10 protein-coding genes are annotated in these 15,562 nt (G+C 51.9%); 9 read left to right on the top strand and 1 reads right to left on the bottom strand.

From position 1 onward, the window contains the following. The first annotated feature begins 114 nt into the window (after positions 1-114). The 8 genes from rpoB (at position 115) to ACOTSW_RS01295 (ending at position 14,455) form a co-directional block, all read left to right on the top strand. Positions 115-4,221, top strand: coding sequence for a DNA-directed RNA polymerase subunit beta (rpoB, locus tag ACOTSW_RS01260; RefSeq protein WP_423680572.1), 4,107 nt, complete (start codon positions 115-117; stop codon positions 4,219-4,221). 228 nt (positions 4,222-4,449) lie between these two features. Beyond that, a complete protein-coding gene (gene rpoC, locus ACOTSW_RS01265) occupies positions 4,450-8,676 on the top strand; it encodes a DNA-directed RNA polymerase subunit beta' (protein ID WP_423680573.1) in 4,227 nt (1,408 codons plus the stop codon). Positions 8,677-8,857: 181 nt separating this feature from the next. Further along, on the top strand, positions 8,858-9,700 hold the full coding sequence (locus ACOTSW_RS01270) for a biotin--[acetyl-CoA-carboxylase] ligase (RefSeq protein ID WP_423680574.1): 843 nt from the start codon (positions 8,858-8,860) through the stop codon (positions 9,698-9,700). A 41-nt stretch (positions 9,701-9,741) separates the two neighbouring features. Further along, on the top strand, positions 9,742-10,512 hold the full coding sequence (locus tag ACOTSW_RS01275) for a type III pantothenate kinase (RefSeq protein ID WP_423680575.1): 771 nt from the start codon (positions 9,742-9,744) through the stop codon (positions 10,510-10,512). Positions 10,513-10,530: 18 nt separating this feature from the next. Then, positions 10,531-11,214, top strand: coding sequence for an SPOR domain-containing protein (locus tag ACOTSW_RS01280; RefSeq protein ID WP_423680576.1), 684 nt, complete (start codon positions 10,531-10,533; stop codon positions 11,212-11,214). 180 nt (positions 11,215-11,394) lie between these two features. Then, positions 11,395-12,201, top strand: a complete 807-nt coding sequence (locus ACOTSW_RS01285; protein ID WP_423680577.1) for an IclR family transcriptional regulator — start codon at positions 11,395-11,397, stop codon at positions 12,199-12,201. Between the two features lie 80 nt (positions 12,202-12,281). Next, entirely contained in the window at positions 12,282-13,097 is an 816-nt protein-coding gene (gene hutG / locus ACOTSW_RS01290; RefSeq protein ID WP_423680578.1) for an N-formylglutamate deformylase, read from the top strand. After that, a complete protein-coding gene (locus ACOTSW_RS01295) occupies positions 13,094-14,455 on the top strand; it encodes a formimidoylglutamate deiminase (protein WP_423680579.1) in 1,362 nt (453 codons plus the stop codon). Before hutG ends, ACOTSW_RS01295 begins: the two co-directional genes overlap by 4 nt. Positions 14,456-14,601: 146 nt before the next feature. On the opposite strand, the gene ACOTSW_RS01300 is transcribed toward ACOTSW_RS01295, so the two are convergent. Continuing rightward, entirely contained in the window at positions 14,602-15,165 is a 564-nt protein-coding gene (locus ACOTSW_RS01300) for a GNAT family N-acetyltransferase (RefSeq protein WP_423680581.1), read from the bottom strand. Between the two features lie 6 nt (positions 15,166-15,171). On the opposite strand from ACOTSW_RS01300, the gene ACOTSW_RS01305 reads away from it, so the two are divergent. Then, entirely contained in the window at positions 15,172-15,351 is a 180-nt protein-coding gene (locus ACOTSW_RS01305; protein WP_423680583.1) for a hypothetical protein, read from the top strand. The last annotated feature ends 211 nt before the right edge of the window (positions 15,352-15,562 follow it).

A 15,562-nucleotide genomic window follows, 5' to 3' on the forward strand; every position in this document is an offset into this window, starting at 1 on the left:
AGCTGTTTATTAAGACCGAGGGCTGAGACTTGAGGTTTTTTGTCGCAGAGTTGAATGAATTTTGTGACAGGAATCCTGAATTCTCCATCCTTCCTTGTCACTCACGGAGTGTCCATGCACTACTCATTTACTGAGAAGAAGCGTATTCGTAAATCTTTTGCGAAGCGCGCCAACGTCCACAACGTTCCGTTCTTATTGGCGACTCAAATCGAGTCGTATCAAAGCTTTTTACAAGAAGACAGAACAGCGGCAAACCGTAAAAATGAGGGCCTGCAGTCTGCCTTCACTTCGATTTTTCCTATCGTTTCACACAATGGATTCGCTCGTCTTGAATTCTTGTCCTATGTTTTAGGTGATCCGGCTTTTGACGTCAAGGAATGTCAATTGCGTGGTCTGACCTATGCTTCCCCACTGCGCGCAAAAGTGCGTCTGGTGATCCTGGATAAAGAGTCTCCGACCAAGCCTGTCGTTAAAGAAATGAAAGAACAGGAAGTCTACATGGGCGAATTGCCTCTGATGACGACGACAGGTTCTTTTGTCATTAACGGTACCGAGCGTGTGATCGTTTCCCAGTTGCATCGTTCTCCGGGTGTGTTCTTTGAACATGACCGCGGCAAAACGCATTCTTCCGGTAAATTGTTGTTCTCTGCGCGTATCATTCCTTACCGTGGCTCGTGGCTGGATTTCGAGTTTGATCCGAAGGATATCCTGTTCTTCCGTATTGACCGCCGTCGTAAGATGCCTGTCACTATTTTGCTGCGTGCTATCGGCATGAGCAACGAACAGATTCTGGCGAACTTCTTCGTTTTTGATAACTTCAATCTGCATGCTGACGGCGCAGAGATGGAATTTGTCGCTGAACGTTTGCGTGGCGAGGTCGCCCGTTTTGATATTACGGATAAATCCGGCAAAGTCATCGTTGCGAAAGACAAGCGTATTAATGCCAAGCATGTGCGTGAAATCGAGGCAGGCGGAATCAAACATATTTCCGTGCCAGAAGACTATCTGCTCGGCCGTGTATTAGCGAAAAATATCATCGACGCTGATACCGGTGAAGTGATCGCGAATGCGAATGATGAGTTAACAGAAGAGTTGCTGACTCGCTTACGCGAAGCGCGCGTGACAGATATTCAGACGCTGTACACGAATGATCTTGATCAGGGTGCATACATTTCTCAGACTTTGCGTACTGATGATACATCTGATCAGATGGCAGCCCGCGTCGCGATCTATCGTATGATGCGTCCTGGCGAACCACCGACAGAAGATTCTGTCGAAGCATTGTTCAATGGTCTGTTCTACAGCGAAGAACGTTACGATCTGTCTGCGGTCGGCCGTATGAAGTTTAATCGTCGCATTGGTCGTGATGAGCTGACCGGTCCGATGACTTTGTCGAACGAAGACATACTGGCTGTAATTAAAATTTTGGTAGAGCTGCGCAATGGCCGCGGTGAAGTCGATGATATCGATCACTTGGGTAACCGTCGTGTTCGTTGCGTCGGTGAGCTGGCTGAGAATCAGTTCCGTGCCGGTCTGGTGCGTGTTGAACGTGCAGTCAAAGAGCGTCTGGGTCAGGCAGAAGCCGACAACCTGATGCCGCATGACCTGATTAACTCCAAACCTATCTCTGCAGCGATTCGTGAGTTCTTCGGTTCATCACAATTGTCCCAGTTTATGGATCAGACCAACCCATTGTCAGAAATCACGCATAAGCGTCGTATTTCCGCTCTGGGACCCGGTGGTCTGACACGTGAGCGCGCCGGCTTTGAAGTCCGCGACGTGCATCCAACCCACTACGGTCGTGTTTGCCCGATTGAAACTCCTGAGGGACCAAACATTGGTCTGATCAACTCGCTGGCTCTGTATGCGCGTCTGAACGAATACGGTTTCCTGGAAACACCATACCGCAAAGTGGTTGACAGCAAAATTACCAATCAGATCGATTACCTGTCCGCGATTGAAGAGGGTCGTTACATCATCGCTCAGGCGAATGCGACGATCGATGGCGAAGGCAAACTGATTGATGAACTGGTGTCCGCACGTGAAGCTGGCGAAACTATCCTGGTATCCCCGGAACGTATCCAGTACATGGACGTGGCAACTGGTCAGGTCGTTTCTGTTGCGGCATCGCTGATTCCGTTCCTCGAACACGATGATGCGAACCGTGCGTTGATGGGTGCCAACATGCAACGTCAGGCGGTTCCTTGCTTGCGTCCGGAAAAAGCATTTGTCGGTACAGGTATTGAACGTACTGTTGCAGTTGACTCCGGTACGACAGTACAGGCATTGCGTGGCGGTAAAGTTGATTACATCGACGCGGGCCGTATCGTTATTCGTGTGAATGATGCTGAAGCACAGGCTGGTGAAGTCGGTGTGGATATTTACAACCTCATCAAATACACACGTTCTAACCAGAATACCAATATCAACCAACGTCCTATCGTGAAGGTTGGTGATGTGGTTGCAAAAGGTGACGTACTTGCTGACGGCGCATCGACAGATATGGGTGAGCTGGCTCTTGGTCAGAACATGCTGGTCGCGTTCATGCCATGGAACGGTTATAACTTCGAAGATTCGATTCTGATCTCTGAAAAAGTAGTGGCTGATGACCGCTACACGTCAATTCATATCGAAGAATTGTCCGTGGTTGCGCGTGATACCAAATTGGGTGCTGAAGAAATCACACGCGATATTTCGAATCTGGCTGAAAACCAACTGGCTCGTCTGGATGAGTCCGGTATTGTCTACATCGGCGCTGAAGTCACCGCCGGTGATACTCTGGTCGGTAAAGTGACACCAAAAGGTGAAACTCAGCTGACTCCGGAAGAAAAACTGCTGCGCGCGATTTTCGGTGAAAAGGCGTCCGACGTAAAAGATACGTCTTTGCGCGTACCGTCCGGCATGGTTGGTACGGTCATCGACGTGCAAGTGTTCACTCGCGAAGGTATCCAGCGCGACAAACGTGCTCAACAGATTATCGACGATGAACTGAAGCGTTATCGTCTCGATCTGAACGATCAGCTGCGTATTGTTGAAGGCGATGCATTTGAGCGTCTGGAACGTATGCTCGACGGTAAGATTGCTGACGGTGGCCCGGCTAAACTGGCTAAAGGCAGCAAGATCACCAGAGAATATCTGGCAAGCATAGACAAATACCACTGGTTTGATATTCGTCTGGCATCCGATGAAGCCGCGAATGCGCTGGTTGCGATCAAAGATTCTATCGCTGAAAAGCGTCACCAGTTTGATCTGGCTTTCGAAGAAAAACGTACCAAACTGACACAGGGCGATGAATTGCCACCGGGCGTTCAGAAGATGGTTAAAGTTTACCTTGCCGTCAAACGCCGTCTGCAACCAGGTGACAAGATGGCTGGTCGTCACGGTAACAAGGGTGTGGTTTCCCGTATCGTGCCTATTGAAGATATGCCATACATGGCCGACGGTACACCGGCAGACATCGTGTTGAACCCATTGGGTGTTCCTTCCCGTATGAACGTTGGTCAGGTTCTGGAAGTACATCTGGGCTGGGCAGCTAAAGGTCTGGGTCTGCGTATCGGTGAAATGCTGAAGGCAAAAGCCAAAGTCGAGGAACTGCGTGAATTCCTGAAAAAGATTTACAACGAATCCGGTAAGACCGAAGATCTGGACAGCTTCACTGATACAGAAATTCTCGAACTGACGAATAACCTGAAAAATGGTGTTCCGTTTGCAACGCCGGTGTTTGACGGTGCAGATGAAGAAGAGATCCGTCGTATGCTGGATCTGGCTTTCCCTGACCATATCGCGCAGCATCTCGGTATGACACCATCGAAGAATCAGGTGACGTTGTATGATGGCCGCACCGGTGAAGCATTCGAACGTAAAGTTACACTGGGTTACATGCACATGCTGAAACTGCATCATCTGGTTGATGATAAAATGCATGCCCGTTCGACTGGTCCTTACTCTCTGGTTACTCAACAACCATTGGGCGGTAAAGCACAGTTCGGTGGTCAGCGTTTCGGTGAGATGGAGGTTTGGGCTCTCGAAGCGTACGGCGCGTCTTACGTCTTGCAAGAGATGCTGACCGTCAAGTCCGATGACGTGAATGGACGTACCAAAGTGTACGAAAATCTCGTTAAAGGTGATCACGTTATCGACGCCGGTATGCCGGAATCGTTCAACGTACTGGTCAAAGAGATCCGCTCTCTGGGTATCGATATCGATCTCGAACGCGATTAATTGTAATTAAGTAGTAAAACCATCGCCCGAACGAGTTTCGGGCGTTGGTCATTAAGCTGGCCAGCAGTTTAGAAGCGAGTTCGTTCCCGGTATGAGCGGAACCAGTGTCGTCAGACCTGGCTCTCCCGCTGATGCGAACAGGGTCAGGCGAAACCTTCTGTTGCAGCACCATTCAGCCACCAAGCGTGAATTTCAAAATGAATTGCGCGCTTTAATGGAGTGATATACATGAAAGCCCTGCTCGATCTATTCAAGCAAGTCCAACCTAACGAACAATTCGACGCGATCAAAATTGGTCTGGCGTCTCCCGAAAAAATTCGTTCCTGGTCCTACGGCGAAGTTAAAAAGCCGGAAACGATCAACTATCGTACTTTCAAACCTGAGCGTGACGGTCTGTTCTGCGCCAAAATTTTCGGACCCATCAAAGATTACGAATGCCTGTGCGGTAAATACAAACGCCTGAAGCACCGTGGCGTGATTTGCGAAAAGTGCGGCGTTGAAGTCACACTGGCGAAAGTACGTCGCGAACGTATGGGTCACATTGAGCTGGCATCGCCAACAGCGCATATCTGGTTCCTGAAATCCCTGCCATCCCGTCTGGGTATGGTGCTCGACATGACATTGCGCGATATTGAACGCGTTTTGTATTTTGAAGCATACGTTGTGACCGATCCAGGCATGACGCCGCTGAAAAAATGCCAGATCATGTCGGAAGACGACTACGCTGCTAAATACGAAGAGTACGGTGATGAATTCACCGCGTTTATGGGTGCAGAAGGCATCCGTGAACTGCTGCGTTCTATCGATATCGATCGTGACGCTGAAACTTTGCGTGTAGAACTCAAAGAGTCCAAATCCGAAGCGAAGATCAAGAAATATGCGAAACGTCTGAAAGTGCTGGAAGCGTTCCAACGCTCCGGCATCAAGCCAGACTGGATGATTATGGAAGTGTTGCCAGTGTTGCCGCCAGAGTTGCGCCCATTGGTACCGCTGGACGGTGGCCGTTTTGCGACTTCCGATCTGAATGATCTGTATCGCCGCGTCATCAATCGTAATAACCGTTTGAAGCGCCTGATGGAATTGCGCGCTCCGGAAATCATTACGCGTAACGAAAAGCGGATGTTGCAAGAAGCGGTCGATTCATTGTTAGACAATGGTCGTCGTGGTAAAGCAATGACTGGTGCGAACAAGCGTCCATTGAAATCTCTGGCTGAGATGATCAAAGGTAAAGGCGGTCGTTTCCGTCAGAACTTGCTGGGTAAGCGCGTCGATTACTCTGGTCGTTCCGTTATCGTGGTTGGTCCGCAACTGAAATTGCATCAATGCGGTCTGCCAAAATTGATGGCCCTGGAGCTGTTCAAACCTTTTATTTTCAATAAACTGGAATTGATGGGTCTGGCCACAACAATCAAGGCAGCGAAGAAACTGGTTGAAATTCAAGAGCCAGTCGTCTGGGATATCCTGGAAGAAGTGATCCGCGAACATCCGATTATGCTGAACCGTGCGCCAACTTTGCACCGTTTGGGTATTCAGGCGTTTGAACCAGTCTTGATCGAAGGTAAAGCGATCCAGTTGCACCCACTCGTCTGCGCGGCTTTCAATGCCGACTTCGACGGTGACCAGATGGCGGTTCACGTTCCTCTGTCTATCGAAGCGCAGATGGAAGCCCGTACGCTGATGCTGGCGTCTAACAATATTCTGTTCCCGTCTAACGGCGAACCGTCTATCGTGCCTTCTCAGGATATCGTGTTGGGTCTGTACTACGCATCGCGCGAAGCCATTAACGGCAAAGGCGAAGGCATGATGTTCCCTGATGTTTCAGAAGCGATCCGCGCCTGGGACAATAAGGAAGTCGAGCTGGCGACACGCGTGACGGTCCGTATTACGGAATATCCGAAAGATCCGGCAACTGGTGAATTCGTTAAAACGATCAAACGTTACGAAACTACCGTTGGTCGCGCCATTTTGTCAGAAATTCTGCCAAAAGGTCTGCCATTCACGGTACTGAACCGTCCGCTAAAGAAAAAAGAAATTTCCAAACTGATTGATACATCTTTCCGTAAGTGCGGTCTGCGCGCGACGGTTGTGTTTGCCGATCAGCTGATGCAAATGGGTTTCCGTCTCGCGACACGCGCTGGTATTTCCATCTGTATCGACGATATGTTGGTACCACCACAAAAAGTGACCTTGCTTGCAGCGGCTGAGCAGGAAGTCAAACAGATCGAGCAGCAATACGCATCCGGTCTGGTGACTGCGGGTGAACGTTACAACAAAGTGGTTGATATCTGGGGTAAGACCGGTGATGAAGTCGGTAAGGCGATGATGGAACAACTGAAAGTTGAACCAGTCACCCGCCGTGACGGCACTGTTGGTACGCAAGAATCGTTCAATGCGATTTACATGATGGCCGACTCCGGTGCGCGCGGTTCTGCAGCACAGATCCGTCAGCTTGCGGGTATGCGTGGTCTGATGGCGAAACCGGATGGCTCGATTATCGAAACACCGATTACCGCGAACTTCCGCGAAGGTCTGAACGTTCTGCAGTACTTTATTTCCACGCACGGTGCGCGTAAAGGTCTGGCCGATACGGCGTTGAAGACAGCGAACTCCGGTTACCTGACTCGTCGTCTGGTTGACGTTACCCAGGATCTGGTTGTGGTTGAAGACGATTGCGGTACAAGCAACGGCTCTTCCATGAAAGCGCTGGTCGAAGGCGGTGAAGTGAACGTTCCTCTGCGTGATCTGATTCTGGGTCGTGTCTGCTCTAACGACATCGTCAATCCTGAAACTCAGGAGACATTGTACGCAGCGGGCACTCTGCTGGATGAGGTTGCCGTAGAACGTATCGAAGCACTGGGCATTGATGAGGTGAAAGTCCGTACGCCATTGACATGTGACACACGTTACGGTCTGTGCGCGATGTGTTACGGCCGTGATCTGGGCCGCGGTATGATGGTCAATGCCGGTGAAGCTGTCGGTGTTATCGCTGCGCAGTCTATCGGTGAACCAGGTACACAGCTGACGATGCGTACGTTCCACATCGGTGGTGCGGCGTCGCGTGCTGCAGTGGCATCTTCTGTTGAGGCGAAATCCAACGGTACTATCCGTTTCACAGCAACGATGCGTTATGTAACGAATGGCAAAGGCGACCAGATCGTTATTTCCCGTTCCGGCGAAGTGCTGATTACGGATGATCATGGCCGTGAACGTGAACGTCATAAAGTCCCTTACGGCGCGACGCTGATTGTGAAAGACGGCATGGTGATCAAGGCAGGTACTGCACTGGCAACATGGGATCCGCTGACACGTCCTATCATCACCGAATACACAGGTACCGTGAAATTCGAAAACGTCGAAGAAGGCGTGACTGTTGCGAAACAGGTTGATGAAGTGACCGGCTTGTCCACACTGGTAGCGATTGACGCGAAACGTCGCGGTGGTGCGGGTGGCAAAACACTGCGTCCACAAGTCAAATTGCTGAACGAGCAAGGTGAAGAGGTCAAGATCTCCGGTACAGAACACGCTGTAACGATCGGTTTCCAGGTTGGTGCGCTGATTACAGTGAAAGACGGTCAGCAAGTACACGTTGGTGAAGTGCTGGCGCGTATTCCGACTGAATCGCAAAAAACCCGTGATATTACCGGTGGTCTCCCACGTGTTGCGGAACTGTTCGAAGCCCGTTCTCCGAAAGATGCCGGTATGCTGGCAGAAGTGACAGGTACGGTTGCGTTTGGTAAAGAAACCAAAGGTAAACAACGTCTGGAAATCACCGACATGGACGGTCAGAAACATGAGTTCCTGATCACCAAAGATAAACAGGTTCTGGTGCATGATGGCCAGGTGGTGAACAAGGGTGAAATGATTGTGGACGGCCCGGCTGATCCGCAAGACATCCTGCGCCTGCTGGGTATCGAAGCGCTGGCACGTTATATCGTTGACGAAGTGCAGGACGTTTACCGCTTGCAGGGCGTTAAGATCAATGACAAGCACATTGAAGTGATCGTGCGTCAGATGCTGCGCCGTGTTGTGGTTGTGAACCCTGGCGATACTAACTACATCGTTGGTGAACAGGTTGAACGTTCTGACTTGCTCGGTGAAAATGATCGTGTGGTCGCTGCTGGCGGTATTCCTGCAACGTATGAAAATATTTTGCTGGGTATTACCAAAGCGTCTCTGTCGACCGATTCCTTCATCTCGGCAGCGTCCTTCCAGGAAACAACCCGCGTTCTGACAGAAGCAGCGATCATGGGCAAGAAAGATACCCTGCGCGGCCTGAAAGAAAACGTGATCGTTGGTCGTCTGATTCCTGCTGGTACCGGTCTGGCATTCCACCGTGCCCGCAAGTTGAAAGAAACCTGGGAAGCGGATGAGCGTCATGCCCTGTTGGAAGCAGAAAAAGCGGCTTTTGCTCCTGCTCCTGAAGCAACAACGGATGTGCACGAAGGCGACGCGTAAGCGTAGCTGAAAGAACAAAAACGGCACCGAAGCTTAGTCTCCGGTGCCGTTTTTTTATAGAGAATCAGATATCGCACAGTTTACCGCTGTGCTGATAATCAGATGTCACTGCAATGCTTCAGAGATGATGTGTTGACCCGGTCGCGCATCTGCATCTGAATTGAAATGACGAAACGTATCTATGTCCGATCCATGTTTTACCCCAGCGCTGACAGCTTATCGCGCTGATGAAGTTACGGTGAATATCACCGCGGAACAGATACGCACTATGTGCGATGCATCTGGCATGCTGGCAGCGATCGAAGTGGTGGCTGAGACCGGTTCGACGAATGCAGATCTGTTATCCAGACTGAATGATCTGACCCGGCCGCTGTTGCGCGTGGCTTTGCATCAGACTGCGGGTCGCGGACGTGCCGGCCGCAGCTGGCAATCGGTGCCCGGTGGCATGCTGATGTTTTCACTGGCGTGGCCCATGGCGCGGGCGGCACATGAACTGATGGGTTTTCCATTGGCCGTCGGTGTTGCGATCGCTGAAGCACTGCATGCGCTGGATCTGCCGGTGCAACTGAAGTGGCCGAATGATATCTTGCGTGATGGGAAAAAGCTTGCCGGTGTGCTGATAGAAAGTGCTGCGAACAAGGAGGGCGGCACCTGGATTGTCGCCGGCATTGGTCTGAATCTGCAACTACCGGACACATTCGAAGCCAGTCTGGGACGCGCCGTTGCTGATGCGCCGTGGCTTGCCAAGATGGATAGAAATGTCCTGCTCGCACGCTTGCTGAACGCTCTCGCAAAAGCGTTCGGGCAATTTGACCAATATGGTTTTTCTGCGTTTCAGGCGCGCTGGAATACGCTGCATGCGTACGCGAATCAGGAAGTGCGGATCCTCGATCATGGCCAGATATTGCAGCAGGGTATCGCGACTGGCGTCGATGTCAGCGGTCGTTTGTTATTGCAGACGCCTGCCGGGCAAATACCTGTTCTGGCTGGAGATGTTTCGCTGAGACCGGCTGCTACGGACTGATTTCCGCGCAGTGACTGTACAAAAAAGAAAGAAGAAGACCTATGTTATTACTGATTGATGCTGGCAATACCCGCATCAAATGGGGGGTTCCGCAACTGACGACAGCATTGACTAATGCCTTGCCCGACTGGCAGCAAGTGGACTCTGTCACACACACAGAAATTGCGACTCTGGGAGAGCGCTGGAAACAATATCCGGTCACCCGGGTGTTGATTTCGAATGTTGCCGGTGAAGCAGTGAAAGCGCAGCTCAGCGATATCTTAGCGCGTATTTTTCCAGCACTGCAGCCTTACTGGCTGACGTCGCAGGCGCAACTGGCTGGCCTGAAAAATCAATATCGCCAGCCACAGCGGCTCGGTTGTGATCGTTTTGCATCGGCGATTGCTGCGCATTACTTGTATCCGCAGCAGAATCTGATTGTGGCTACCTGCGGTACAGCAACGACAGTCGATGCGGTCAGCGCGGACGGGGTGTTTACCGGCGGCATGATTTTGCCGGGCCTGAAACTGATGGCGGAGTCGCTGGCACGTAATACCGCACAATTGCCACAGGTCGCAGAAAGTATCGGGGTCAATCAGCTGTTTGCAGACAATACCGATCAGGCGATTGTCAGCGGTTGCATACATGCGCAGACGGGTGCGATCACGCTGGCTTATCAAGCCTTTGCCGCAGAACAGAAAACGGCAGTAACCTGTCTGATCTCCGGCGGTGCAGCGCCTTATCTGTTACCGCATCTGAGCTTTGATTCCCGGCATATCGCCAATCTTGTCTTGACTGGCTTGTACGTCGTGGCACAATCGAGCCCGGACTGAATTCACCTATTTATCATCATGCTGCGATTTTTTTTCTGGAGTTTGCTGGTCTTGAACGCATTTGTGCTGGCGTTTAATCTGGGCTGGCTGGGATCCTGGTCGTTGGATACGCGTGAGCCGGAGCGTCTGAAAAAACAGCATCATGTCGATGAACTGGTACAGATTTCCGCAAGTGCTGCAATGACTGCAGCAGAGCCACCGGTGCCGGAAAAAAAACCTGACATCATCGCTTGTCTCGAAATTGGTAATTTCCCTCAGGCTGAGGCCCCGAAGATAGAGGAAAAATTAAAAACACTGGCATTGGGTGACAGGCAGTCACGACTGAATGTCAGTGATGTCGGTACTCACATGGTCTATATTCCTTCGCAGGGAAGTAAGGAAGGTGCCGATAAAAAAGTGGGGGAATTACGTCGTATCGGTGTGACTGATTTTTTTGTCATTCAGGAGCAGGGAAGCTTGCACTGGGGCATTTCACTCGGTATTTTCAAGACAGAAGAAGCGGCAAAACAGCACCTCGCGAATCTCAATAATAAAGGCGTGCGCACTGCCCGTATCATGCCGCGTTCGGTAACGACGAGCAAATTTGCCTATCAGTTACGGGCTCTGACCGGAGAAGAGAAAAGCCGGTTTGATGCGATCAAGGCACAATTCCCGGCGCAGGAAACCCGCAATTGCCAGAACACTGCGTACAGCAAAAGCTGAACATTATCTGGATTCTGAGATAGCCGAAGTCACCAGATCAAGCGCCCCTTGTGGCGCTTTTTTTCTTGCTGCTAAAAATCTGACACTCTGTTCTCATGAAATGAGAATACCTGCTTGATATTCCGGAGTCTGCTGTTAGCATGGCAGAGCTTATGTTGAAACGTCTGCAATGAATCAGCGATGAATAATTTATCTTCCTCTGCTCCTGTATCCGCTGTCGTTAGCGGGAGTGATGTGCCATCCGGAGAACGTGTACTGCAGGTGCTGGCTTGCGTTGCACGCGCAGGGCAGGCTGTTACTGCCCGAGAATTGGTGGCACAGACCGGCATACCGCTGAGCAGTTTGTACCGGCACATTGCTCTCCTCAAAAAATGGGGACTGCTGCAGGAACATGTGAACAGCGGACAGACAGCTCAGAGCGGATTATATGAACCCGGCCCGATGGCGGTGCAGCTTGCGTGGGGCTTTGATCAGCATTCGTTCCTGATGCAGCAGGCGCGCGAAGAAATGCAGCAATTGCTGGAGCGTTCCGGTGAGAGCGTGGGCTTACTGATTTATCTGCATGGGCAGGTAATTTGTCTCGATATGCTGGAAAGCCCGCAGGCTTTACGCTGTTCGTTCACGCGTGGCAGTACAGGGCCGACGGCGCGCGGCGCATCGGCTAAAGCCTTATTAGCCAGCTTGCCGCCGGCCGTGCTGGATGCCGAACTGGCTGCTCAGCAATTAGATGAGGCCAGCGTGGCTGAGCTGAAACAACAACTGCAAGAGATCGCCCGGCAAGGATATGCGGTCAGTCAGGATGAAGTCGATATTGGCGTCTGGGGCATCAGCGTGCCGGTGATGTCCGGCACGACAAAAGCCGAGGCGACCCTGTCGCTGATGGCACCGACCAGCCGCGCCCTGCCGCGTAGCAATGAATTGATACGGCTGACGCAGGCGGCTGCGGCCAAGATCAGTCAGCGTCTGCGACTCGAAAGCCGCCTCTGAATCTGAACAAACTATATCGACAGTGCCCTTGCCATCGCTAACATGATTTCTATCGTCTTAGCCATTTTTGAAAGCGTCCCATGTATCCCGCATTCCATTTTCAACAAGGCCGCGTGCCCTTACTGATTTCCATGCCGCATGTGGGAACGACGATACCGGCCGACATCGCCGCGCAGATGCTACCTGTGGCGCAAGAGAAAGCGGATACCGACTGGCATTTGCCTTTGCTGTACAACATGGCGCAAGAGCTCGGTGCATCAACGCTGATCGCGGAATATTCTCGTTACGTGATCGATTTGAACCGCGCCCCGGATAACGCGAATCTGTATCCGGGGCAGGATACGACTGGTTTGTGTCCGGTGGATACGTTTTCCAAACAGCCTTTGTATCTGCCGGACCAGCTGCCGACGGAGAGGGAAATTCAGCGGCGTATCAGCGCATACTGGCAACCATATCATCAGCAATTGCAGGCGGAACTTGCGCGTTTGCGGCGACAGTACGGCAGAGTGGTGTTGTGGGATGCGCATTCGATTGCATCGGTCGTGCCGCGCTTTTTTGATGGCACATTACCTGATCTGAATTTTGGTACTGCCGATCAGAAATCCTGTGCGGCGGCACTGCAACAAAGGCTGGCCGATTGTCTGCAATCAGCAGGCGATGCACAAAGTTACAGCCATGTATTCAATGGACGTTTCAAAGGTGGCTACATCACGCGGCAGTACGGTCAGCCAGCACAGCACATAAACGCAGTGCAACTGGAAATGAGCCAGCGCGTATATATGAACGAAGCTGCACCGTATGCGTATCGCCCCGATCTGGCACAGCAGGTGCAGGGTCTGTTGCGGCAATTGCTGCAACAGTGCATAGACTGGGCACATGAAACGGAGTCAGCATGACGACGCTGTTTGCGCACAACGCGTTTTTGCCGCAAGGCTGGGCAAAGAATATCCGCCTGCAGTGGGATGCGCAGGGCGATATTCAAAGCATAGAAAATGATGTCACCGTCAGACCCGGTGAGCCGCAGGCGACTTACGTTTTACCGGGCATGTGCAATCTGCATTCCCACGCATTCCAGCGTGCGATGGCGGGTATGACCGAAATTGCGGGCGACAGCAAAGACAGTTTCTGGACCTGGCGCGATCTCATGTATCGCTACGCGCTGCACATCACGCCGGAGCAGATACAGGCAATTGCCGCACAACTGTATGCCGAGTGTCTGCGCCACGGTTATACCGCAGTGTGTGAATTCCATTATCTGCATCGCGACCCTGCAGGCAAGATGTATGCGAATCCGGCGGAAATGGCGCAACGCCTGATCGCTGCTGCCAAGCAGAGTGGCATAGGCATGACCATGCTGCCGGTGCTATACAGCTATGCCGATTTCAACGCGACGCCGCTGCGTGATGATCAACGTCGCTTTGCAACGAGTGTCGATGACATACTGCTGCTGGTACAAAATCTGGAAGCCAGCCGCAGTCATCAGGTGGAAGTTGGCGTGGCGCCGCATTCACTGCGCGCGGTCAGCATAGGCCAGATACGCGAGCTGCAACTGGCGCTGCCTGCCGGGCGGCCCGTGCATATCCATATCGCTGAGCAGATCAAAGAAGTCGAGGCATGTCTTGCTGCCAGCGGCCAGCGCCCGGTTGAATTGTTGCTCGATAGCGGTCTCGTCGATCAGCGCTGGTGCCTCGTGCATGCCACGCATCTGACGCCTGTTGAAGTGTCAGGCATTGCAAACAGTGGCGCTGTGGCTGGAATTTGCCCGACCACCGAAGCGAATCTGGGCGACGGTTTTTTCGATTTACCGGATTACATCGCCGCCGGTGGGCGTTTTGGCATAGGCAGCGACAGCCATGTTTCGCACAGCGTGGTCGAAGAATTGCGCTGGCTCGAATACGGTCAGCGTCTGCGTTTGCAAGGGCGCAATATTGCCGGCAATGCACAGCAAAAAAAGGTCGGTGATTTTCTGTGGCAGTCCGCGCTACAAGGCGGCGCGCAAGCCAGCGGGCGCAGGCTGGGCAAACTTGCCCCCGGTTACCGTGCTGACTTCGTCGTGCTGGATGATGCGCATCCGAATCTGGCCGGACTTCCCAGCCGCGATGTGCTCAATACCTGGATCTTTGCCGGTAACGACACGCTGGTGCGCGACGTTTATGTTGGTGGCAAACAAGTCGTCAGCAATGGCCGCCACTGCCAGCAAGCGCAGATAGAAAACGCCTACATCAACTGCATGCGCGAGTTGCGCAAGCTGTGATCTGGCATTTTCCCTTGCTGGAAGAAAAAATATACTGGGGGGAGTATTTTTAAACCTCCTTATTTTCTGCTGAGGTTAAGGCGATTTTTATGCATACTCCCCCATTTTCAGAAAATAAATAAGGTCAGCGTGCAACCACTATGCCATTATTTTCCAGGGAAAATATCCTTGGCGGCAGGCGTTTGCTCCAGTACCAGACGCATTGTTTGTGCCAGTAAAGCGGAATCCGGGCGCAGCGGTTCAGGTGTCCCGATAGCCCGAAATCCCTCGCGGAGGTAAAGTCGCATTGCGGCGCTGTCACCGCATGTCACCCCTAATTGAACCAGCTTGGCGCACCTTGATCTCGCCCAGAGAATTGCTGCTCTGAGCAGCTCCGTGGCAACACCTTGTCCGCGATATTCCGGTGCTACCCACATCTGAAAAATATGGACGATGGAAGTATCAGTGGCATCCTCTTTCGCCCACAGCAAGCCAGCAAATTCATTACTAACGTCCGGAATTTCCGCTACTAACGGGTGATCTTTGCCTGAGCTTGTTGCCAGCAAGAGCCGTGTTGCCCACGCTTCGTCAGACCTGTCTTTTTCTGCTGCAAAGGTGCTGCCAAAGGCATTTGGAGAGTCAACAAGAGAACGCAGTCTGGTTTGCCGGTATTGTTGCCATTCGTCTGCTGTTAAATTCCGTACGGTGATAGATGCGGGCGAGGATGTCATTGGCTGATGTCAAAAAAAGGAAGCGTCATTGGCAGGATCGTCGCAGAAAAAGTTGGGCAGGCAGAGGGAAATACTTTGCTGCCAGATACCAGTAATCTGATGGCAGGCAGTGCAGCCGAACTAAGGAAAAGTCCGGTAAATGAAGCCGCTGCCGGATCACCTGTGACTCACTTGTTTCTTCGTTAAAGCTAAATATACTCCCTCCGGGTATTTTCAGACACCCTTATTTCATCGCGAGATAACAGTGAAAATCGCGGATACTCCCCTTATTTTTATAAAAAGAAATATGAATACCGGTTGCATTTGAAATGTCATGGCGACTGGAATACGCCGCGTACGAGTTGGGAAAAAGCCGATCATCTGCTACAGATCAGCGCGCGAATGTCATGCGTCATGG

Source organism: Undibacterium sp. WLHG33 (genome assembly GCF_049544815.1).
In the GTDB taxonomy this organism is placed as follows: Bacteria; Pseudomonadota; Gammaproteobacteria; order Burkholderiales; family Burkholderiaceae_D; genus Undibacterium.